The following is a 21,297-nucleotide window of genomic DNA, read 5'->3' on the forward strand; positions in this document are numbered from 1 at the left end:
GGGGCGCCCATCTGAGAGGATGGATACATGACCGCGACAGTACGCCCGGGCTCCAGGCCCGCGATCCCCCATTTCTCGTCTGGTCCCTGCGCCAAGCGCCCCGGCTGGTCCGTGGCGGCGCTGAAGGACGCCCTGGTCGGCCGTTCGCACCGGTCCAAGCCCGGCAAGGCCAGGCTCCAGCAGGCGATCGACCTCACCCGCGAGATCCTCGGCGTCCCCGCCGACTACCGGATCGGCATCGTGCCCGCCTCCGACACCGGTGCGGTCGAGATGGCGATGTGGTCCATGCTCGGCGCCCGCGGCGTCGACATGCTGGCCTGGGAGTCCTTCGGCGAGGGCTGGGTCACCGACGTGCAGAAGCAGCTGAAGCTCGCCGACTGCCGCATCTTCACGGCCCCCTACGGCGAACTGCCCGACCTCGCCAAGGTCGACACGCGCACCCGCGACGTCGTCTTCACCTGGAACGGCACCACCTCGGGAGTCCGCGTCCCGAACGCCGACTGGATCGCTGCCGACCGCGAGGGTCTCACAATCTGCGACGCCACCTCGGCGGCCTTCGCTCAGGACCTCGACTGGGCCAAGCTCGACGTCGTCACCTTCTCCTGGCAGAAGGTCCTCGGCGGCGAAGCCGCGCACGGCATGATCGTGCTCTCCCCGCGCGCGGTCGAGCGTCTCCTCACCTACAAGCCCGCCTGGCCGCTGCCCAAGATCTTCCGCCTGACGTCCGGCGGCAAGCTGATCGAGGGCGTCTTCGTCGGCGAGACCATCAACACGCCCTCCATGCTGGCCGTCGAGGACTACATCGACGCGCTCCTCTGGGCGAAGTCGGTCGGCGGCCTGAAGGGCTTGATGGCCCGCGCCGACGCCAACGCCGGTGTCATCGCGGACTGGGTCGCCCGCACGCCCTGGGTCGGCCACCTCGCCAAGGTCGAGGCCGAGCGGTCGAACACCTCCGTGTGCCTCGTCGTGACCGATCCCGACGTCGTCTCGCGCGGGGCCGATGCCGTGGCGGCGGTCGCCAAGGGCATCGTCACCGTCCTCGAGGCCGAGAAGGTCGGCTTCGACTTCGGCGCCTACCGGGACGCCCCCGCGGGCCTTCGCATCTGGTGCGGCGCGACCGTCGAGGCGGCGGACCTGAAGGTCTTCACCGAATGGCTCGACTGGGCCTTCGCGGAGGCCAAGGCCGCCCTCCCCAAGGCGGCGTGACGGGAGGCGATCCCATGATCGTGCGCATCTGGTTCGGCTGGACCACCCCGGAGAATGCCGACCTCTACGAAGGCCTGCTCCGCGCGGAGATCTTCCCCGGCATCCTGGCCCGCAAGGTGCCGGGCTTCCGGTCGATCGAACTCCTGCGCCGCGAGGCCGGAGACGAGGTCGAGTTCGCCACGATCATGCGGTTCGACTCCTTCGAGGCCGTGAAGGCCTTCTCGGGAGAGGACTACGAGGCCGCGGTGGTGCCCCCGAAGGCGCGCGCCGTCCTGAAGCGCTTCGACGCCCGCTCCCGCCATTTCGACGCGGTCACGGCGCTCGACGCCTGACCGCCGGTCGTCCCCGTTCCAAGCTCCACCGCTCTTCGACAGGAGGCAGCCCATGGCTCCCCGCGTTCTGATCTCGGATTCCCTTTCGCCCACCGCCGTGCAGATCTTCCGCGACCACGGCGTCGAGGTCGACTACCAGCCGGATCTCGGCAAGGACAAGGACCGCCTCGCCGAGATCATCGGCGACTATGACGGCCTCGCCATCCGCTCCGCCACCAAGGTGACGGGGAAGCTCCTCGAGAAGGCGACCCGCCTCAAGGTCGTCGGCCGGGCCGGCATCGGCGTCGACAATGTCGACATCCCGGCCGCCACCGCCCGCGGCGTGATCGTCATGAACACGCCCTTCGGCAACTCGATCACCACCGCCGAGCACGCCATCGCGCTGATGTTCGCCACCGCCCGCGACATCCCGGCCGCCGACGCCTCCACGCAAGGAGGCAAGTGGGAGAAGAACCGCTTCATGGGCGTCGAGATCACCGGCAAGGTGCTCGGCATCGTCGGCTGCGGCAACATCGGCTCGATCGTCGCCGACCGCGGCATCGGCCTGCGCATGCGCGTGATCGCCTACGACCCCTTCCTGACCCCGGAGCGCGCCATCGAGATCGGCGCCGAGAAGGTCGACCTCGACGAGCTCCTTCGCCGCGCCGACTTCATCACCCTGCACACGCCGCTCACCGAGAAGACCCGCAACATCCTGTCCGCCGAGGCGATCGCGAAGACCAAGAAGGGCGTCCGCATCATCAATTGCGCGCGCGGCGGCCTCCTCGACGAAGTGGCGCTCAGGGCCGCGCTCGATGCCGGCCACGTCGCCGGCGCCGGCATCGACGTCTTCGCCGAGGAGCCCGCCACCGCCAACCCGCTTTTCGGCCATCCCAACGTGGTCTGCACGCCCCATCTCGGCGCCTCCACCACCGAGGCCCAGGAGAACGTCGCCCTGCAGGTCGCCGAGCAGATGTCGGACTACCTGACCAAGGGCGCCGTCCAGAACGCGCTCAACATGCCCTCGATCACCGCCGAGGAGGCGCCGAAGCTGACGCCCTTCGTCAAGCTCGCCGAACTGCTCGGCTCCTTCGCGGGCCAGCTGACCGAGACCGGCCTCGTCGGCGTGCGCCTCGAATACGAGGGCGAGGTCGCACTCATGAACACGCGCGCGCTCACCGCCGCGGCCCTCTCCGGCCTCATGAAGCCGCAGATGGACAGCGTGAACATGGTCTCCGCCCCGGCGGTCGCCAAGGACCGCGGCATCGCGGTCGAGGAGGTCCGCCGCGACGACCAGAAGACCTACGACAGCCTCCTGCGCCTGACGGTCACCACCGAGCGCCAGTCCCGTGCCGTCGCCGGCACCGTCTTCTCGGACGGCAAACCGCGGATCGTCGAGATCAAGGGCATCCAGATGGAGGCGGAATTCCAGCCCTCGATGCTCTACGTCACCAACAAGGACAAGCCGGGCTTCATCGGCAACCTCGGCACGCTGCTCGGCAACAACGACATCAACATCGCCACCTTCGCGGTCGGCCGCACCGGGCGGGGCGAGGACGCCATCGCGCTGATCGGCATCGACGGTCGGGCGAGCGACGACGTGATCGCCGCGGTGCGCAGGCTGCCGAACGTGCTGCAGGCGAAGCCGCTCAGCTTCTGAGCGGATAGGCGAGGGGGGGGGGGGGGGGTGCGAGCTCCCTCTCTCCCGTCCTCGTCAGCCGGGGGATCGGGGCCCCGACGGCTTCCGATCTCCAGCCTGCCTTGTCTTCGTTCCCGGCCGGAGCGGAGGGCCGGGATCCAGCGCCGTCCACCGGCCGCAGCGCTGTGGCGCGCCACCCGCGCCGGTTCCCGGACCTGCGGCGCGTGCCGCGCCTTGTCCGGAACTGCGGATCGAAAGGTCGTGGGTTCACCGGGCTCCCGATCCGGACGCTTCCGCCCGTCACGCCCGCCCGAGCCGCCGGCCGAGCGCCCGCGGCAGGCGGCCGTCGATGGCGAGGAGCCCGAGCGCGATGACCGCCATGCCGGCGAAGTGCTGTGGCGCGAGCCGCTCGCCGAGAAAAACCGTCCCGAACAGGATCGCGAAGACGGGCACGAGCAGCGTGACCAGCACCGCCGAGGTCGGGCCCGCGAGCGTGATGATCCGGAAGAACAGGATGTAGGCGAGCGCCGTCGAGACGATCGCCAGCGCGGCGACCGCTGCCAGGACGCGCGGCGAGGGCAGGGGCAGCGACCAGGGCGCGTCGACGGCGAGCGAAAGCGGCAGCAGGATCAGGGCCGAAGCGCTCAGCTGCCACGCCGCCGTCGGCAAGGACGGGCGGCCCCGGAACCGGCGGCCCCAGACGCTGGAGAGGCCGTAGAAGAAGGCCGCCGCCAGGCAGGCGAGCTCGCCGAGGAGCGCCGCCGACGCCGTGTCGAACCGGTCCGGCCCGACCAGGATCGCGACGCCCAGGAGCCCGAGCCCGACCCCGGCGAACTTCAGGAGCCCGGCCTTCTCGCTGGTCAGCAGATGTGTGAGCAGAACCGCGAAGATCGGCGTCGTCGCGTTGACGATCGCGGCGAGCCCGGAGGCGATGTGCTTCTGCCCCCAGACGATTAGCACGAAGGGCACCACGTTGTTGAGGAGCCCCATCACGGCCGCGTCGCGCGCCTCGGCCATGGTCGGCCGGACCCGCTCGCCCCGGGCTCCGAGCACCGCCACCAGCACCGCGGCCGCCAGCGCGACGCGCAGGAACACGAGGGTCACCGGCGGCAGTTCGGCGACCGCCACCCCGTTGAACAGGAACGAGCCGCCCCAGAGGAACGACAACAGGAACAGCAGGCCCCAGGCCTCGGCCGACATCGCATCGATCTCCCCGTCAATCCAGCCGATCTCTAGACGCGGTCGTCCGGCCCGGCGACCCGAAAAGTCACGCGCGCTGGGCCCACACGATGCCGCCGACCACAAGCGCCACGCCGGCGGCGTGGTACCAGCCGAAGGGCTCGCCCAGGAAGGCGACCGCCATCGCGGCCCCGAAGATCGGCACGAGGTTGGCGAAGATGCCCGCCCGGCCCGGCCCGATCATCGCGACGCCGCGCATGTAGGTGAGCTGCGACAGGAGCGAGGGGAAGAGCGCGATCCAGAGCGTCACGGCCCAGCCCCAGGGCGTCGGCATCATGAGCTTGCCCTGCGCCCATTCGAGCGCCACCAGCGGCAGGGACGTGAGGAAGGCCGCTGTCGCCATCACGGTGAAGAAGGCGAGGTCGGAGACCTGCGGACGGCTCCGGAGCGCGGCCGTGTAGCCGCCGTAGAGCGCGCAGGCGAACAGCATGATGAGGTCGCCGACGTTGAAGTCGAGCGCCGCCAGGGTGGCGAAGCTGCCCTTGGCGGCGACGAGCACGATCCCGACCAGCGTCGTGGCCATGCCGGCGAGCTGCGCCCCCCGGATCCGCGTTCCGTGGGCGAGATAGGCGAAGATGAAGACGAACATCGGGATCGCGCCCTGCAGGATCGCGATGTTGACCCCGCGGGTATAGTGGGCGGCGAGGTAGAAGAGCGCGTTGAAGCCCGTGTAGCCGAGCACGCCCATGGCCGCGATGCTTGCGAGTCGCGGCTTGAGCCGCGGCCAGTCCCCCGCCACCTTGCCGCGCGCGAAGGCGAGCAGCGCGACGCAGACGAAGAGCCACCGCAGCGAGGTCAGCAGCAGCGGCGAGACCTGCCCGACCGCGAGCTGGCCCGCGACGGCGTTGCCGCCCCACACCAGGGTGGTGATGACGAGAAACAGATAGGCGCGGGCCGCGCCAGCCGGGGCGACCGCGTTTTCGAGGACCATGGGCGATGTCTCTTCCGAGCGGTTCCTGCCCATGGAATAGGCGGAACGCACGCCCTTGGATAGGCGCATCCGGCGATTGCCGCCATGCGCGCGCGGCTCAGATCAGGACGACGCTGCGCTCCCGAGCCTCGTTCGCACCGATGCCCGAGGCCGACGGCAGGCCCAGCAGATCGCCGGCCTCGACCTGGTTGCGCCCCTTCGCCTTCGCGCTGTAGAGGGCCTCGTCGGCTTCGCGCAGCCCCTCCGAAAGGGCCATGCCGCCCACGCAGAGCGCGATGCCGATCGACACGGTGACGGGGATGGGGCCGCTGCGGGTGGAAACCGGGCGGCCGGCGATCGTCGTCCGCAAGCCCTCCGCCAGCGCGAGGAGGCCGTCGGCGTCCCGTCCGGGTGCAACGACGGCGAACTCCTCGCCGCCGAGCCGGCCCGCCACGGCCTTCAGCGCCGCAATGTCCCGGGCCACCGAGCGGATCACGTCGTCGCCGGCCTCGTGCCCGTAGGTGTCGTTGACGCGCTTGAAGAAATCGATGTCGATCATCAGGAGCCCGAGCGGCGCGCCCCGCGCGCCCGCGAGCGCATCGCCGGCGGCGGCCAGGAAGGCACGCCGGTTCAGCAGGTCCGTGAGGGAGTCGTGGTTGGCGAGGCGGATCAGCTCCGCCTGGGCGTTGCGGATTCTCTCGGCGGCACGCAGTCGCGCGGACAGCTCTTCGGCATGCGGCGGCTTGTTGATGAAGTCGTCCGCGCCGCTGTCGAGCGCCTCGGCCAGCCGCTCGTGCCCCGCATGGGACGACATGGCGAGGATGTGGATGGGATGGCTGTTCCGGTCGACGAGGCGGACGTTCCAGCACAGCTCGAACCCGCTCATCCGCGGCAATTCGAGGCTGGTGATCAGCACGTCCACATCGTCGTGGCCCACAATCCAATCGAGTGCGCTCTCGCCGTCCGTGAACCCCGTCGCGTCGTGGCCGCAAGTAGCCAGCAGATTGCGCATGATCTTGAGGACCACGCGACTGGAATCGACCACGACGACCTTCATGGCTTTTCCGAATGCCCTGAGAACAACTGGGATATTGACGTCAAGGTGACCCTAATCGGAAATCACGACAGAAGTCCTAACGGGGACAGAGGCTCCGGATGTGCGGGTTACTGTGTGAATTCGCAATTCCGGCGATGACCGCGACCTCTGGACTCGCTGCAGGGGTTTGCAGGTTGCCGCAGGGGGCGCCGGCCGAAGGCGCGTCCGAAAGCCCGCATCGGCGCCGAAGCCTCGGGGCAGCCCGGGGGATCCTCGTGTGCGGGGTCGCCCCTGTCGCGCCGGGGTCGCATCAGGACGCCAATCCGTCTATAGTCCGCCTCGCCGCCGCAGCCCGTCCGGGCCGGCGCGGAGGCGCAGGGCCGTGGGCTCGCGCCGGGAATTTCTCGCAAACCGCGCCCCGGATCGGCCCGGCCGATTCGGACGGCGCGGTGTTGTTCATGGCAGTCGGTCGATCGGGTGGGGAAGCGGAGTATGGCCAACGTCGTCGTCGTGGGTTCGCAGTGGGGTGACGAGGGCAAGGGCAAGATCGTCGACTGGCTCTCGGAACGGGCCGACGTGGTGGTCCGCTTCCAGGGCGGCCACAATGCCGGCCACACCCTCGTGATCGACGGCACGTCCTACAAGCTCTCGCTGCTCCCCTCCGGCGTGGTCCGCCCCGGCAAGCTCGCCGTCATCGGCAACGGCGTTGTGCTCGACCCCCACGCCTTGATCGCCGAGATCGCCAAGCTGAAGGGCCAGGGCGTCGTGGTGACGCCCGAGAACCTGCGCATCGCCGACAACACCACCATCATCCTGTCGCTCCACCGCGAGCTTGACCAGAAGCGGGAGAGCGCCAACGCCGGCACGCGCATCGGGACGACCGGGCGCGGCATCGGCCCGGCCTACGAGGACAAGGTCGGCCGGCGCGCCATCCGCCTGATGGATCTCGCCGACCTGCCTGCCCTGCGTGGCAAGATCGAGCGTCTCCTCGCCCACCACAACGCCCTGCGCCGCGGCCTCGGCCAGCCCGAGATCGCCGTCGAGACCATCTACGACGAACTGACCTCGGTCTCCGGCGAGGTGCTCCCCTACATGGACACCGTGTGGCGCCTGCTCGACCAGCGCCGGCGGGCCGGCGATCGCATCCTGTTCGAGGGGGCCCAGGGGGCCCTTCTCGACATCGACCACGGCACCTATCCCTTCGTGACCTCCTCCAACACGGTGGCGGGCCAGGCCGCGACGGGGTCCGGCCTCGGGCCGGGTGCCGTCGGCTACGTCCTCGGCATCACCAAGGCCTACACGACCCGCGTCGGCGAGGGCCCCTTCCCGACCGAGGACACCGGCGAGGTGGGCGAATTCCTCGGCACCCGCGGCCACGAGTTCGGCACCGTCACCGGCCGCAAGCGCCGCTGCGGCTGGTTCGACTCGGTACTCGTGCGCCAGACCTGTCAGGTCTCCGGGATCAAGGGCATCGCGCTCACCAAGCTCGATGTCCTGGACGGCCTTCAAGAGATCAAGATCTGCGTGAAATATCGGCTCGACGGCGAGGAGATCGATTATCTTCCCGCCGCGCAGGGCGCCCAGCGTCGGGTCGAGCCGATCTACGAGACCCTGGAGGGCTGGCAAGGCTCCACCCGAGGGGCGCGGAGCTGGGCGGACCTGCCCGCACAGGCCGTCAAGTACGTGCGGCACATCGAGGAACTGATCGGCGTGCCGGTCGCGATGCTGTCGACGAGTCCCGAACGGGAGGATACGATCCTGGTGCAGGATCCCTTCCAGGATTGACGATCGCGATGGCCGGCCCCGCACGGCGCCGGCCAGGCCGCCCGGGTCGGGCGGAGACGGGGGAGGGGAGCCGAGAGGCGCAGATGGCGGATTATCATGCGATCCTGAAACGGGCGATCGGGGCGCTTCCGGAACCGACCGGAGAGGCGCGCCGGGCCGTCTACGAGAAGGCTCGCACGGCGCTCGTCAACCAGCTGAAGTCCTTCGATCCGCCGCTCTCCGCCTCCGAGATCACCCAGCAGCGCCTGCAGCTCGAGGACGCGATCCGCCGCGTCGAGGGCGAGGCCGCCAAGAGCATCCTGAGCCAGGCCCTGGCGCGCCCGACCGGCAACACCGCCCCGCCGCCGGCCGCCCCCGCATCCGCCAAGGCGGACGCCGCCGCGACGCCCGTCCCGCCCGCATCCGTCCCGCCGGCCTCGCCCGCGCCCGCCGCCGCGTCGCCGCCCGCTCCCGTGGTCGAGCGCCCGCGCGCCACCGCGCCCACTGCCTGGCCCAAGTCTCCCCCAAAGCCGCCCGAGGCGAGCGCCACGGACGCCGGCAAGCCCGCCCCGGTCGTGGAGCGCAAGCCGACGGCTCCGCCCGCCCGGACGCCGCCGGCCGCCCCGCCGCCTCAAGCCCCCACGGCCGCCCCGCCGCCCTCGATGGATGCGCTCCGCCAGGCGGTGGACGAGGTCGACCGGCTCGGCGCCGCGACCGCCGCCACGGCCCGCCAGGCCCGCGAGGTGCTGGCCCCCGCGGTGGGCGCGACCGTCGAGGATGCCGGCGCCCCGGAGGCTCCGGCGCGCGACCGCAAGCCGACCCGCAAGGAAAAGGCCGCATCCCGCCGCGCCGAGAAGGCCGAGCCCTCGGTCCTGCCGGACGAGCCGCGCCCCTCGCGCTGGCCTCTCGCGATAGGGCTGGCCGCGGCGGGTCTCGTCCTCGCCGTCGGCGTGACCGCGCTCTGGACCAAGCGGGACGAGCTCGCCGCCTATTTCGGGGCGAGCCCGAATGCGCTCGGCGGCATCGCCCGGGCCGGCAACGAGAAGACGCTCGCCCCCAAGGTGACCGACCGGCTCCTCCCGGAGCCGCTTCCGGGCACGAAGCCGCAATCCTCCGCGAATCCGGGGTCGGGCAAGGTGGTTTCCACCCAGCCGATCGTCACCAGCCCGTCCGTGCAGCCGGCTCCGGGCCAGACGCCCTCCCAGGTGGCGACCATCGCGCCTCCTCCGTCGTCCGGAACGCCCGCCTTGCCGTCCGGAATGCCCGCATTGCCGCCCGGACCGCCCGCCTTGCCGCCCGGACCCGCCGCCGGCGCGCCGACCGCCACCCAGCCGGCCCTGCCGACCCCGGCCCTGCCGCCCGTGGCCGGCGACGCCGGCCAGAGTGTCGCCGCTGCGACGCCGGCCCAACCCGCCGCGGACCAGCCGCCCACGCCGGCCGGCCCGGTTCCGCCGGTGGCCCAGAAGGCTTCGCTGCTGGAGGAAGGCCCGCCCAATACGGCCCAGAGCTCGGTGTCCCCCGGCACTGTCGTCTGGCAGACCGTTCGCGAGCCGCCCCAGCCCGGCAAGGCGCCCGTGATGCTGGTCCGCGCCCGGGTCGAGATTCCGGAGCGCAAGCTCGCCCTGACCCTGACGATCCAGCCCAACACCGACCAGTCCTTCCCGGCCAGTCACCTGATCGAGCTGCGCTTCGAGGTCCCCCCCGACTTCGACCGCAAGGGGGTCGCCAACGTGCCGGGGCTGATCATGAAGACGACCGAGCAGGTGCGCGGCGACCCGCTGGTGGGTGCGGCGGCGCGGATCTCGAGCGGCTTCTTCTGGATCGCGTTGTCGTCACCGGATGCCGACCGGGCCCGCAACCTCAACCTGCTGAAGGAGCGGGGCTGGATCGACATCCCGATCCTCTACGACGACGGCCGGCGGGCGATCCTGATCCTGGAGAAGGCCGGTGCCGGCGACCGCGTCATCGCCGATGCGGTCGCGGCCTGGCAGCAGGGCGGCTGACCTTCTGCGCCCCGGCCGTCGGAAGTCCCAAGGCGGCCCGCACTGGGTCGCCCCGCTGTCGGGCGTGACCTATGCCCCTGTTGGCGGTCGCGCCGCCCGAGAGGAGCGGCCGATCGCCGACCCGCCGCTCCCGCCGGTTGGTAGCCCTTAAATCCGCGGCGCCGTGCTCCGGCTGGAGATCATGCCCCAGACCAGGAGCACGATCAGCGCGCCCACCACGGCGCCGATCAGTCCGGCACCCTCGCCTGGCCGGTACCATCCGAGAGCCTGGCCGAGGAACGTCGCCACGAGCGCCCCGACGATGCCGAGGATCGTGGTCAGGATGAAACCCGCCGGCTCGTTGCGGCCGGGCATCAGAAACTTGGCGATCACGCCGGCGACGAACCCGATGATGATGGTCCAGATGAGTCCCATGGCGAAGCCTCCAGCTCGTTGACTGCCAAGGAAAGGCTCTCGCCTGGATTTTGGTTCCACCAGCGGAAAACACGAGCATTTTTAGCCCGTCGGCCGTCAGCCACGTGTCATCGCCAGCCGCCCGGCCGCCACGAAGGCGGCGATCGCCAGCAGCCCCGTGCTCGCCATGGCGAGGAGCGCGGCGGTCGATCCCCAGGCCTCCATGAGGAGCGCCAGCACGAAGGGAGCGACGGACGTGAAGGCGAGCCGGACCATGGCCATCCGGCCGAGCCGCTCGCCGTAGGAGGCGCTGCCGAACAGGGCGAGCGGCAACGTGCCGCGGACGATCGAGGTCAGCCCCGACCCGAAGCCGAGCATCACCGCGAAGAGCGCCGCCCCGGCGACGTTCGGCGCCGTCGCCGCCAGCACGACCGCCGCCGCCGTCAGCATGGCGACCGAGAAGAGGGTCAGGGTGAGCGGATGCCGGCCCGCCCCGAACAGCATGTTAACCAGCCGGACGAGCACCTGCGAAGGCCCGAACAGGGTGCCGACCAGCACCGCCGAGCCGCCGAGGCCGACCGCGCCGAGCAGCGGCACGAGCTGCGCCAGGACGCCGGACAGCATGAAGCCGCCGAGCGCGAAGCCGAAGGTGACGAGCAGCAGGACGCGCCGCGCCGTCTCCGGGTCGAGCCCGAGGCCGGCCGCCGGCGGCGGCGATCCGCTCTCCCGGGCGTTCGCCGACACCCCGTCTCCGGCCCGCGCCAGCATGCGCGCGAGGACCAGATGGGCCGGCGCGCAGAGGACCAGGTTCATCGCCGCGTAGAGGGCCACCACCGCCCGCCAGTCCAGGAAGCCGTGCAGCCAGGTCGTCAGCGGCCAGAAGAGGGTCGAGGCGAAGCCGGCGATCAGCGTCAGGTGCGTGATGCGCCGCCGCGCCTCCGATCCGGCGAGCTGGACGAGCCCCGCGAAGGCCGCGTCGTACTGCACCACCGTCGAGACCACCTCGACCGCGATCAGCGCCGCCACGAAGGCCGCCAGGTTCGGCGCCGCCGCCAGCGCCGCCATCGCGGCGGCGGCGAGCACCGATCCGATCGCCATCACGGTGCCGGCTCCGTGCCGGTCGATCCGCCGCCCCGCGACCGGCGCCGCGAGCCCGCCGGCCAGCAGCGCCGCCGACAGGGCCCCGAAGATCCAGGCCGACGAGACCCCGAAGGACGCGCCCATGTCGGCGGCCAGGATCGCCATGGCGTAGTAGAGGGTCCCGTAGCCGACGTTCTGCGTCAGGCCGAGCAGCCACACGGCGGCGGCGATCGACGGGGCTCGCGGGGAGGAGACGGAATCGGCGTGCATCGGGGTGGTCCGGCGGATGCGGAACCCTAGACGACCGGTCCGGCCCGGTCGATCCACTCCGGCGCGCGGCGGATCTGCGGGTCGTCAGCGCCGAGGTGGGGCGCGGCCACGGGATCCGACGGCCGTGCCCGATGCCTCATGTCCCCATGCCGCAGCTCTGGCCCCCGTCGACCGGCAGGCAGACGCCCGTGATGAACTTCGCCTCGTCGGAGGCGAGGAACACCGCCGCGGCGGCCACGTCCCAGGCCGTTCCCATCCGGCCCATCGGCACCATCGCGTTCCGCGCCGCCACCATCGCGTCCGTCGAGGCGTACTGGGAGGAGATCTGCTTGTAGATGAGCGGCGTGTCGATCATCCCCGGCATGACCGCGTTCGCCCGGATGCCGTTGCGCGCATACTGGAGCGCGAGCGCCACCGTCGCCTGGTTCACAGCCGCCTTCGCGGCGTAGTAGGCGAAGTAGGGATAGCCGGTCCACCGGACGGCGGCGAGCGACGAGATGTTGACGACGACGCCCGAGCCCTGCCGGAGGAAATGCGGCAGCACGGCCTTCGCGGTCCGGAAGACCGAGCCGACGTTGATGTCGAGGTTCCGGCGGAAGGCCTCCTCGTCGAGCTCCACCGGCCCGCCGTGCACCACGACCCCGACATTGTTGTGCAGGATGTCGACCCGCCCGAAGCGGGCGAGCGCGGCGTCCACGGCGGCCTGCACGGAGGCGAGGCTGGTGACGTCGGCCGCGACCGCCAGGGCTTCCCCGCCCTCCTCGGCGATGATGCCGGCCGTCTCCTCGGCCGCCTCGCCCGAGACGTCGACGGCGACCACCTTCGCGCCCTCCCGCGCATATGCGACGGCGGCGGCCTTGCCGTTGCCCCAGCCCGGACCGGACGAGCCGGCGCCGAACACGAGCGCGATGCGTCTGGTCAGTCTCATGGGACCCCCGGGGGAAGGATGGAAGGGCGGACGCGCGGACCCGCGGACGGTCAGAGGAAGCCGGTCGAGAACCAGGGAACGGCCGCCACGACCAGGAGCCCGACGAGCAGCGCCCCCATGTAGGCCCAGATCGGCCGGATGCCCTCGTCGGGATTGACCTTGCCGATTGCGCAGGCCGCGTAGTAGCCGACCCCGAAGGGCGGCGCGAACAGGCCGAGGCCCATCGCCAGCACCACCACCATGGCGTAGTGGACCTCGTGGATGCCGACCTGCCGGGCGATCGGGAAGAGCAGGGGCCCGAACAGCACGATCGCCGGGATGCCCTCCAGCACGCTGCCGAGGACGATGAAGGCGACGATCGACACCGCCATGAAGCCGACCGCCCCGCCGGGCAGGTGCGTCATGAACTCGGTCAGCGTGCGCGAGAAGCCGGACTGGGTGAGCCCCCAGGCCATCGCGGACGCCGCGCCGATGATGATGAGGATCGAGCCCGATAGCGAAGCGGTCTCCACCAGGATGGCCCCGAGCCGCTTCAGGTCGAACTGCCGGTAGATCAGGATGCCGACCACGATCGAGTAGACGATGCCGATGGTCGAGACCTCCGTGGCGGTGGAGATCCCCTCCACCACGGCCGCGCGGATCACGAAGGGCAGCGCCAGCGCGGGGAAGGCGATCACGAAGGCCTTCAGGATATCGCCCGCCGAGGCGCGCGTCACGTGGCTGAGGTCGTCGTTGCGGTAGCGCCGCGCGACCACGAAGCAGAGCCCGACGGCGAGCACGACGCCCGGCAGCAGCCCGCCCGTGAAGAGCGCCGCGATCGACACACCGGTGACCGACCCGATGGTGATGAGCACGATCGACGGCGGGATGGTCTCCGTCTGCGCCCCCGTGGCGGACAGCAGGGCGACGAGGTCGCCCGGCTTGGCGCCGCGCGCCTTCATCTCCGGGAAGAGCGCCGGGGCGACCGCCGCCATGTCGGCCGCCTTGGAGCCGGAGATGCCGGAGACCAGGTACATCGCCCCGATCAGCACGTAGGAGAGGCCGCCGCGCACGTGCCCGAGCAGGCTCGCCAGGAAGCGGACCATCGCGGCCGCCATGCCGGCCATCTCGATGAGAAGTCCGAGAAAGACGAAGAGCGGCACGGCCAGCAGGATCAGGTGGCTCATCCCCTCGTCCATGCGGCCGACCATCGTCATGGTCGGGACCCGGGTGGTGAGCGCCAGGTAGCCGAAGGTGGCGAGCGCGAAGGAGAACACGATCGGCACGCCCGCGAAGACCGAGAGCCCGACGACCCCGACGAAGAAGACGATGAGATTGAGGTTGCCGAGCGTCTTCAGCGTCGGCCCCATCCACCAGAAGCCGGCCACCACGGCGGCCACCAGGGCGAGCGCGAGGAGAACCCGGCCGCGCCCGATCCCCACCGCCAGGAGCGCCAGGAACAGCGCGGCGAGCTTCACCGCGTCGATCTCGCCGGGAAGTCCGGGTACGAGCCCCTGCGCGGCCGCGACGGTGGCCGCCGCCGCGACCGCGGCCGCGACGGCCGCCTGCGCGGCGCTCGTTCCGCGGGCCAGCCGCAGGAGCGAGAAGACGATCATGAGCGTCACGCCGGTCGGGAAGGCCGCCGCCCGCCAGGCCGCGGAGATCTCCATGGCGGGCGTGGTGATGAAGGCCTCCTCCTCCGCCCAGTGGACGGCGGGCGTGGCGATCAGGAGCAGGAAGGCGAGGCCCGCCGCCACCGCGAGCGCGTCGACGAAGGCCCGCAGCGAAGGATCGAGCCGAGACACCAGCGCCGTCATGCGCATGTGCTCGCCGCGCCGCAGCGCCACGACGGCCCCCAGCATGGCGAGCCAGAGGAACAGGATCGAGGCGAGCTCGTCCGACCAGACCAGAGGCTTGTGGAACACCGAGCGGGCCACGATGCCGGAGAACAGCACGACCACCTCGGCGACGACCAGGATCGCCGCCGGGATCTCCACCAGGGTGCCGATGAGCCGGTCGAGGCGCAGGGCCCAGGACGGGTCGACCCTCACCCCCGAGTTGGCGGGAGGCGCGAATTCGGAGGTGGCGTGCATCGGCCCGCTCCGTCAGCCGAGCGAGCCGACGGCGGACTCCAGGGTGGACCAGGCCGTGTCGCCGAACTTGCCCTTCCACTCGGTGTAGAAGCCGGCCGCTTTCAGCTTGTCGCGGAAGGGCGCCGGGTCGACGGCGTTGAACTTCATGCCCTTGGCGGTGAGCGACTCCTGCAGCCCCTTGGTGAGCTCGGCGATGTCGGCGCGCTCCTGCACGGCGGCGGCGTTGATGTGCTTGGTGACGACCGCCTGGATGTCCTTCGGCAGCTGGTCCCAGTTCGCCTTGTTGGCCAGGAACCAGAAGCCGTCCCACATGTGGTTGGTGAGCGAGCAGTACTGCTGCACCTCGTAGAGCTTCGCCGTCTCCAGGATGGCGAGCGGGTTCTCCTGGCCCTCGACGACCTTCGACTGCAAGGCCGAGTAGACCTCGTTGAAGTTGATCGTCGCCGGCGCGGAGCCGAAGGCCTTGAACATGGAGGTCCACAGCGGCGCCGGGGGGACGCGGATCTTCATGTTGACGAAGTCGTCCGGCGAGGTGATCGGCTTGGTCGAGGAGGTCGTCTGGCGGAAGCCGTTATCCCAGGGCTTCTCGAAGGCGAAGATCGACCGCGCCTTGACGATCTCGCCGCGGATGTACTCGCCGAGCTTGCCGTCCATCGCCTTCCAGACCGTGTCGTAGTCCTTGAAGGCGAAGCCGACGCCGTTGATCGCCGCGGCGGGCACCAGGGTCGACAGGATCAGGCCGGAGAGGGTGAAGAAGTCGACCGCGCCGGAGCGGATCTGCCCGAGCGTATCGGTGTCGGAGCCGAGCTGGCTCGACGGGAAGATCTGCAGCTCGAACCGGCCGCCCGTCTCCTCCTTGATCTTGCCGGCGGCCTCCTGGGCGCGCTTGTTGAGCGGATGCGTCAGCGCCAGGTTGTTGGCGAACTTGTAGGTGAACTCGGCGGCCCGGGCGCGGCCGATCGAGAAGGTCGTGACGCCGAGCGCGGCGGTGCCGGTCGCGAAGGTGCGGCGGGTGAGGCTGGTCATCGGGGTTTCCTCCAGTCGAGTCTTCGGTCCGCGACGGCGCCGAGCGCCACGACGGCCGGATCACAGCCCCCGTCGCGCATCGCCGCTGCCTGCAGCGGGTCCATATTGTGGATCTTCCGCTGCCATCATGCGATTTTCGGGTTGACGCTTGGCCTGAAATCGTCCAACTGTCAACCGCGATCCTCACATTACGGGTCCATCATATGGACATATCTGTTTCCGGGCGGAGCGAGACCGCCGGCGAAGCGACCGGTACCCAGGCCATAGGCCGGGCCGTCGGCCTGCTGCGCCTGCTCGCCTCGACCCGGAACCGGGGTGCCAGCCTCGGCGAGATGGTGGAGGCCTCCGGTCTCGCCAAGCCGACCTGCCGGCGCATCCTCCTCGCCCTGATCGACGCGGGCCTGGCCGAGCAGGACGAGGCGAGCCGCCGATACTATCTCGGTCCGGAGGCCTATGTGCTCGGCACCGTCGCGGCCGAGCGCTTCGGCATCCACCGCCTCGCCCGCGAGCATGTCCTGCGCCTCGCCCGGGAGACCGGCGACGCCGCCTTCCTGCAGATCCGGCGCGACCACGCGGTCGTCTGCCTGCAGCGCGAGGACGGCGACTACCCGCTCCGCTCCCACGTGCTCGCCGCCGGCGACCGGCACCCCCTCGGCGCCGGCGCAGGCGGCATCACCCTTCTCGCCGCGCTGCCGGACGCCGAGGTCGAGGCCGTGCTCGCCGCCAACGCGACCGTCTACGCCGAGCGCTATCCCGTCCTGACCCGCGAGGTCCTCCTCGGTCTCGTCACCGAGGCGCGCGCGACCGGCTACGGCATCAACCGCGGCCTGCTCTTCCCCGGTTCCTGGGGAATGGGCGTGGTCGTCCGCGACGCGGAGGGGCGTCCCGACGCCTGCCTGTCGCTCGCCGCCGTCGAGAGCCGCATGCAGCCCGACCGCCAGCCGGAGCTTTACCGGCTCCTGCGCCAGGAGGCCGACCGGCTCGAAGCTCGGCTGAGGGCCTTCGCCGTTCCCGCCGACGACCGCCTCTCGGCGCTCGCCCCGGCCCCCGTCCAGCGCCGCAGAGCCGGCGAGAGGAGATCCGCATGACCCGTGCCGCCATCGTGGGCTGGGCCCATACGCCCTTCGGCAAGCTCGAGGACCCGGACGTGGAGAGCCTGATCGGCCGCGTCGCCGCCGACGCGCTCGCGCACGCGGGCGTGGCGCCGGCGGACGTCGATGCCGTCACGGTCGGCGTCTACAACAACGGCTTCGCCCGCCAGGGCTTCGAGGCCGCGCTGGTCGCCCTCGCGGTGCCGGACCTCGCCTACGTTCCGGCCACCCATGTGGAGAACGCCTGCGCGACCGGCTCCGCCGCCCTCTATGCGGCCCTCGACTTCGTCGAGAGCGGCCGCGGCCGCATCGCCCTCGTGGTCGGCGCCGAGAAGATGACCGCCACCCCGACCGCCGAGGTCGGCGACATCCTGCTGACCGCCTGCTACCGCAAGGAGGAGAGCCAGGTCGACGCCGGCTTCGCCGGCATCTTCGGCCGCATCGCCCAGCACTATTTCCAGCGCTACGGCGACCGATCCGAGGAACTCGCCATGATCGCGGCGAAGAACCATGCGCACGGGCTCTCGAACCCGCTCGCCCACATGCGCAAGGATTTCGGCTTCGACTTCTGCAACACGGTCTCCGAGAAGAACCCGCGCGTCGCCGGCCCGCTACGCCGCACCGACTGCTCGCTCGTCTCCGACGGCGCCGCCGCCCTGGTGGTCGCCGACGAGGAGACCGCCGCGACCCTCGGCCGCGCGATCTCGTTCCGCGCCCGCCGCCACGTCAACGACTTCCTGCCCCTGTCGCGCCGGGACCCGATCGCCTTCGAGGGCGCCCGCCGCGCCTGGACCAGGGCGCGCGAGGACGCCGGCATCACCCTCGACGACCTCGACCTCGTCGAGACCCACGACTGCTTCACGGTCGCCGAGATGATCGAGTACGAGGCCATGGGCCTCGCGGCTCCGGGGGAAGGCTGGAAAGTGGCGCGCGACGGCGTCACGAGCCGCGGCGGCCGGCTGCCGGTCAACCTGTCGGGCGGCCTGAAGTCCCGCGGCCACCCGATCGGCGCGACCGGGGTCTCCCAGCACGTCATGGCCGCCATGCAGCTCATGGGCGAGGCCGGCGACATGCAGCAGCCGGGCGCCAAGCTCGCCGGCGTCTTCAACATGGGCGGCGCGGCGGTCGCCAACTACGTCTCGATCCTGGAGCGGACCAAGTGACGACCGGTGATGCCCCGAGCGGCGGGGTGGCGCGCGTCTCCCGGCGCGTGATGAACCTCGCCCACATGCTGACCCAGAATGCCCGGCGTTTCCCGGACCGCCCCGGTTTCGTCTGGGCCGGCCGCCGGTGGACCTGGGCCGAGATCGAGGCCCGGGTCTCCGCCTTCGCGGCCGCGCTCGCGGCGCGCGGCATCCGCAAGGGCGACCGCATTCTCGTGCACTCGAAGAACTCGGAGGAGATGTTCTTCTCCATGTTCGCGACCTTCCGGATCGGCGCGGTCTGGGTCCCGACCAACTTCCGCCTGATGCCGGCCGAGGTCGCCGACCTCGCCGAATACGCCGGCGCCCGGGCCTTCCTGTGCCACGGCGACTTCCCCGACCACGCCCGCGCCGTGGAGGACCACATGCGTCCGCGCGGTCTCGCCTTCGTGATGCGCCTCGGCCCCGGCACGCTCGGCGACGGCTCCGCAGCCGAGGCCATGGCGGCCCACGCCGGCGCGACCGTCAAGGACGCGCCCGTCGAGTACGACGACCCCTGCTGGTTCTTCTTCACCTCCGGCACGACCGGCCGCTCCAAGGCGTCGGTCCTGACCCACGGCCAGATGGCCTTCGTGGTCACCAACCACCTCTGCGACCTGCTCCCGGGCACGACGGAGGACGACGCCTCCCTGGTCGTCGCGCCGCTCAGCCATGGCGCGGGCGTCCACCAGCTGACCCAGGTCTCGCGCGGGGCCCCGACCATCCTCCTGCCCACCGAGCGCTTCGACATCGACGAGGCGTTCCGGCTGATCGCCGAGCACCGCGTGACCAACATGTTCACCGTGCCGACCATCCTGAAGATGCTGGTCGAGCACCCGGCGGTCGACGCCCACGACCATTCGTCCCTGCGCTACGTGATCTACGCCGGCGCGCCGATGTACCGCGAGGACCAGAAGACGGCCCTGCGCAAGCTCGGCAAGGTCATCGTCCAGTATTTCGGCCTCGGCGAGGTGACCGGCAACATCACCGTGCTGCCGCCCTCTCTGCACCAGGAGGAGGACGGCCCGGAGGCGCGCGTCGGCACCTGCGGGTACGAGCGCACGGGCATGCAGGTCTCCATCCAGGACGACGAGGGCCGCGAGCTGGAGCCGTTCCAGACAGGCGAGATCTGCGTCATCGGCCCGGCCGTCTTCGCCGGCTACTACGACAATCCGGACGCCAACGCGAAGGCCTTCCGCAACGGCTGGTTCCGAACCGGCGACCTCGGCCACATGGACGAGCAGGGCTTCGTCTACATCACCGGCCGCGCCTCAGACATGTTCATCTCGGGCGGCTCCAACATCTACCCGCGCGAGATCGAGGAGAAGATCCTGACCCACCCCGCCATCGCCGAGGTCGCGGTGCTGGGGGTTCCCGATCCGCTCTGGGGCGAGGTCGGCGTGGCGGTCTGCGTGGCCCGGCCCGGCGCGCGCGTCGAGGAGGCCGAACTCTCCGAGTTCCTCGCCCCGAAGATCGCCAAGTACAAGATGCCGAAGCGCTTCTACCTCTGGGACGCCCTGCCGAAGTCCGGCTACGGCAAGGTCCCGAAGCGCCTCGTCAGGGACGAGCTGGAGGCGCGCGGCCTCCTGCCCAAGCCGCAGCCCAAGGTGTCCGCGTGACCGGGCGCCGGATCGCGCAGCCGGGCCCCGCCCTGGAGCCCCGCGTCCTCGCGGTCGACTGCCGGGGCACCGAACTCGCCTTCACGCTCGAACCGGGCGTGAAGCTCCTCGCCGGCGTGGCCGCGGCCTTCGGCGCCGCGGGCTTCACGAGCGCGGCGGTCGAACTCGAGGGCGGCGCCTTCGGGCCCTTCACCTACGTGATCCCGGCCCTGTCGGAGACCCCGGAGCACGCGGCCTTCTACAGCGAAATGCGCCGCCCGGGCGGCGCCACGCCCCTGACGACCGCCCGCCTGACCCTCGGCACCCGGAACGGCGAGCCCTGGTTCCACTGCCACGGATTCTGGACGGCCGAGGGCCGGCTGACCGGCGGTCACGTGATCCCTGAGGAGACGGTCGTCGCCGAGCCGATCCGCTGCCGCGCGCTGGGCCTGCGCGGCGCCGCCTTCACGGTCCGCAAGGATCCCGAGACCAACTTCTCGATCTTCCATCCGGTCCCCGACGGCCGCCCGGAAGGCGACGTCGAGGCCGTCGCGATCAGGATTCGTCCCCATGAGGACGTGGCGGCGACGTTCGAGGCGCTCTGCGCCGCGCGCGGCTGGGAGCGGGCCGTCATCCGGGGCGGCGTGGCGTCGACCATCGGGGCCCGCTTCGAAAGCGGTGCGGACGTCGACAACTTCGCGACCGAGGTCTTCGTGGTGGCGGGCCGCGTCGAGCCGGGGCCCGACGGCCGTCCCGTCGCGGCGGTGGACGCCGCCCTGATCGACTATACCGGCGCCCTCGCGATGGGCCGCTACGTGCGCGGCGACAACCCCGTCCTGATGACCTTCGAGGCGGTCCTGCAGCGGGCCTGAGCCGCCGCTCAGCGCGCCCCGGCCTTGCGCGCCAGGTAGTCGAGGCGCCGTGTCAGCTGCCAGGCCGTGCCCGCGAGCCCGAGGCCGAAGAGGCCGAGGCAGCCGAGCGTGGTCGGCCCGAGCGAGGCCGCCGTCTCGAGCGGGACCAGCAGGGCGAGCACCATGAACCCCGCCCACATCACCAGGAAGCCGACGAGCGCCCGGTCGGAGACCGGCGGACGCGCCTCCATCGTCTCGCGGATCTCCTCGGGCGAGGGCGGCGCCGCGGCGCGGGGGCAATCCCTCAGGATCCAGCCCTGGGCCCCGAGCCACAGGGCCGCGATCACCCCGCCGAGCAGGAGCGAGCCGCCCATCAGGAACGCGAAGGCCGCGAAGCTGTCCTGCTCCTTGAGGGTGGGCACCAGGACCAGCACCACGGCCAGGATCGCCCCCGTGGTCAGCCAGTCGAAGCGGCGGGCGGCCGTCATGAGGCGCGCGCGCGCCGGCGCGTCCAGCCGGTAGGTCGGCCCGAAGCGCCCGAAGGGGCTGTGCAGGGTCTCGCCGTTCCGCTCGACGAGGACGGAGTCCAGGAGGTTGGACTGGAAGCGAAGGAAGCGCATGGCTCGTCTCCCCAAGGGAAGGTCGTGTCTTGCGCCAGGATCGCGGCAGGCCCTTGAACGGGGCCTGAACGGGCCGGCG

Annotated in this window: 18 protein-coding genes; 9 read left to right on the forward strand and 9 right to left on the reverse strand. The window is 71.3% G+C overall.

Annotated features, from left to right (window positions below; all coding sequences use genetic code 11):
- Nucleotides 1-27 precede the first annotated feature (27 nt).
- Genes WBG79_RS07645 through serA form a run of 3 tightly spaced genes read left to right on the forward strand, consistent with a single transcriptional unit; the run spans nt 28 to nt 3,177 of the window.
- A complete protein-coding gene (locus WBG79_RS07645) occupies nt 28-1,206 on the forward strand; it encodes a phosphoserine transaminase (RefSeq protein ID WP_337356513.1) in 1,179 nt (392 codons plus the stop codon).
- Nucleotides 1,207-1,220: 14 nt separating this feature from the next.
- Complete coding sequence (locus tag WBG79_RS07650; protein WP_337356514.1) at nt 1,221-1,538, forward strand: antibiotic biosynthesis monooxygenase family protein; 318 nt, start codon at nt 1,221-1,223, stop codon at nt 1,536-1,538.
- A gap of 52 nt (nt 1,539-1,590) precedes the next feature.
- Nucleotides 1,591-3,177, forward strand: a complete 1,587-nt coding sequence (serA, locus tag WBG79_RS07655; RefSeq protein WP_337356515.1) for a phosphoglycerate dehydrogenase — start codon at nt 1,591-1,593, stop codon at nt 3,175-3,177.
- A 279-nt stretch (nt 3,178-3,456) separates the two neighbouring features.
- Here serA and WBG79_RS07660 read toward each other — a convergent pair whose 3' ends face one another.
- The 3 genes from WBG79_RS07660 to WBG79_RS07670 all read right to left on the reverse strand — a co-directional run bounded on the left by WBG79_RS07660 (nt 3,457) and on the right by WBG79_RS07670 (nt 6,362).
- Nucleotides 3,457-4,356 (reverse strand): DMT family transporter, encoded by a 900-nt coding sequence (locus WBG79_RS07660; RefSeq protein WP_337356516.1) that lies wholly within the window; start codon nt 4,354-4,356, stop codon nt 3,457-3,459.
- Nucleotides 4,357-4,423: 67 nt separating this feature from the next.
- Nucleotides 4,424-5,326, reverse strand: coding sequence for a DMT family transporter (locus tag WBG79_RS07665; RefSeq protein ID WP_337356517.1), 903 nt, complete (start codon nt 5,324-5,326; stop codon nt 4,424-4,426).
- 97 nt (nt 5,327-5,423) lie between these two features.
- Nucleotides 5,424-6,362 carry a GGDEF domain-containing response regulator gene (locus tag WBG79_RS07670; protein WP_337356518.1) on the reverse strand — a complete coding sequence of 313 codons (939 nt, stop codon included), beginning with the start codon at nt 6,360-6,362 and terminating at the stop codon, nt 5,424-5,426.
- Between the two features lie 471 nt (nt 6,363-6,833).
- Here WBG79_RS07670 and WBG79_RS07675 point away from each other — a divergent pair, with 471 nt between their 5' ends.
- Together WBG79_RS07675 and WBG79_RS07680 are read left to right on the forward strand one after the other, a co-directional pair.
- Nucleotides 6,834-8,126, forward strand: coding sequence for an adenylosuccinate synthase (locus tag WBG79_RS07675; protein WP_337356519.1), 1,293 nt, complete (start codon nt 6,834-6,836; stop codon nt 8,124-8,126).
- An 83-nt stretch (nt 8,127-8,209) separates the two neighbouring features.
- Nucleotides 8,210-10,108 (forward strand): hypothetical protein, encoded by a 1,899-nt coding sequence (locus tag WBG79_RS07680; RefSeq protein WP_337356520.1) that lies wholly within the window; start codon nt 8,210-8,212, stop codon nt 10,106-10,108.
- Nucleotides 10,109-10,255: 147 nt separating this feature from the next.
- Here WBG79_RS07680 and WBG79_RS07685 read toward each other — a convergent pair whose 3' ends face one another.
- The 5 genes from WBG79_RS07685 to WBG79_RS07705 form a co-directional block, all read right to left on the reverse strand.
- Nucleotides 10,256-10,522 carry a GlsB/YeaQ/YmgE family stress response membrane protein gene (locus tag WBG79_RS07685; protein WP_337356521.1) on the reverse strand — a complete coding sequence of 89 codons (267 nt, stop codon included), beginning with the start codon at nt 10,520-10,522 and terminating at the stop codon, nt 10,256-10,258.
- A 96-nt stretch (nt 10,523-10,618) separates the two neighbouring features.
- A complete protein-coding gene (gene arsK, locus WBG79_RS07690; RefSeq protein WP_337356522.1) occupies nt 10,619-11,851 on the reverse strand; it encodes an arsenite efflux MFS transporter ArsK in 1,233 nt (410 codons plus the stop codon).
- 136 nt (nt 11,852-11,987) lie between these two features.
- Nucleotides 11,988-12,779 carry an SDR family NAD(P)-dependent oxidoreductase gene (locus WBG79_RS07695; protein ID WP_337356523.1) on the reverse strand — a complete coding sequence of 264 codons (792 nt, stop codon included), beginning with the start codon at nt 12,777-12,779 and terminating at the stop codon, nt 11,988-11,990.
- A gap of 50 nt (nt 12,780-12,829) precedes the next feature.
- Nucleotides 12,830-14,851, reverse strand: a complete 2,022-nt coding sequence (locus tag WBG79_RS07700; protein WP_337356524.1) for a TRAP transporter large permease — start codon at nt 14,849-14,851, stop codon at nt 12,830-12,832.
- A gap of 12 nt (nt 14,852-14,863) precedes the next feature.
- Complete coding sequence (locus WBG79_RS07705) at nt 14,864-15,877, reverse strand: TRAP transporter substrate-binding protein (RefSeq protein WP_337356525.1); 1,014 nt, start codon at nt 15,875-15,877, stop codon at nt 14,864-14,866.
- A gap of 203 nt (nt 15,878-16,080) precedes the next feature.
- Between WBG79_RS07705 and WBG79_RS07710 the strand changes: the two genes are divergently transcribed.
- From WBG79_RS07710 to WBG79_RS07725, 4 genes are read left to right on the forward strand one after another with little or no spacing between them, the layout of a single operon-like run.
- Nucleotides 16,081-16,965, forward strand: coding sequence for an IclR family transcriptional regulator (locus WBG79_RS07710; protein WP_337356526.1), 885 nt, complete (start codon nt 16,081-16,083; stop codon nt 16,963-16,965).
- The gene (locus tag WBG79_RS07715; protein ID WP_337356527.1) at nt 16,962-18,131 is read left to right on the forward strand and encodes an acetyl-CoA acetyltransferase; all 1,170 of its coding nucleotides are present in this window, start codon (nt 16,962-16,964) and stop codon (nt 18,129-18,131) included. Before WBG79_RS07710 ends, WBG79_RS07715 begins: the two co-directional genes overlap by 4 nt.
- Nucleotides 18,132-18,181: 50 nt before the next feature.
- A complete protein-coding gene (locus WBG79_RS07720; RefSeq protein WP_443147444.1) occupies nt 18,182-19,768 on the forward strand; it encodes an acyl-CoA synthetase in 1,587 nt (528 codons plus the stop codon).
- Complete coding sequence (locus WBG79_RS07725) at nt 19,765-20,619, forward strand: DUF296 domain-containing protein (RefSeq protein WP_337356529.1); 855 nt, start codon at nt 19,765-19,767, stop codon at nt 20,617-20,619. Before WBG79_RS07720 ends, WBG79_RS07725 begins: the two co-directional genes overlap by 4 nt.
- A gap of 8 nt (nt 20,620-20,627) precedes the next feature.
- Here the strand turns inward: WBG79_RS07725 and WBG79_RS07730 are convergent, their stop codons facing one another.
- Nucleotides 20,628-21,218 (reverse strand): hypothetical protein, encoded by a 591-nt coding sequence (locus tag WBG79_RS07730; RefSeq protein WP_337356530.1) that lies wholly within the window; start codon nt 21,216-21,218, stop codon nt 20,628-20,630.
- Nucleotides 21,219-21,297 lie beyond the last annotated feature (79 nt).

The organism is Prosthecomicrobium sp. N25, assembly GCF_037203705.1.
Lineage (GTDB): Bacteria > Pseudomonadota > Alphaproteobacteria > Rhizobiales > Ancalomicrobiaceae > Prosthecodimorpha.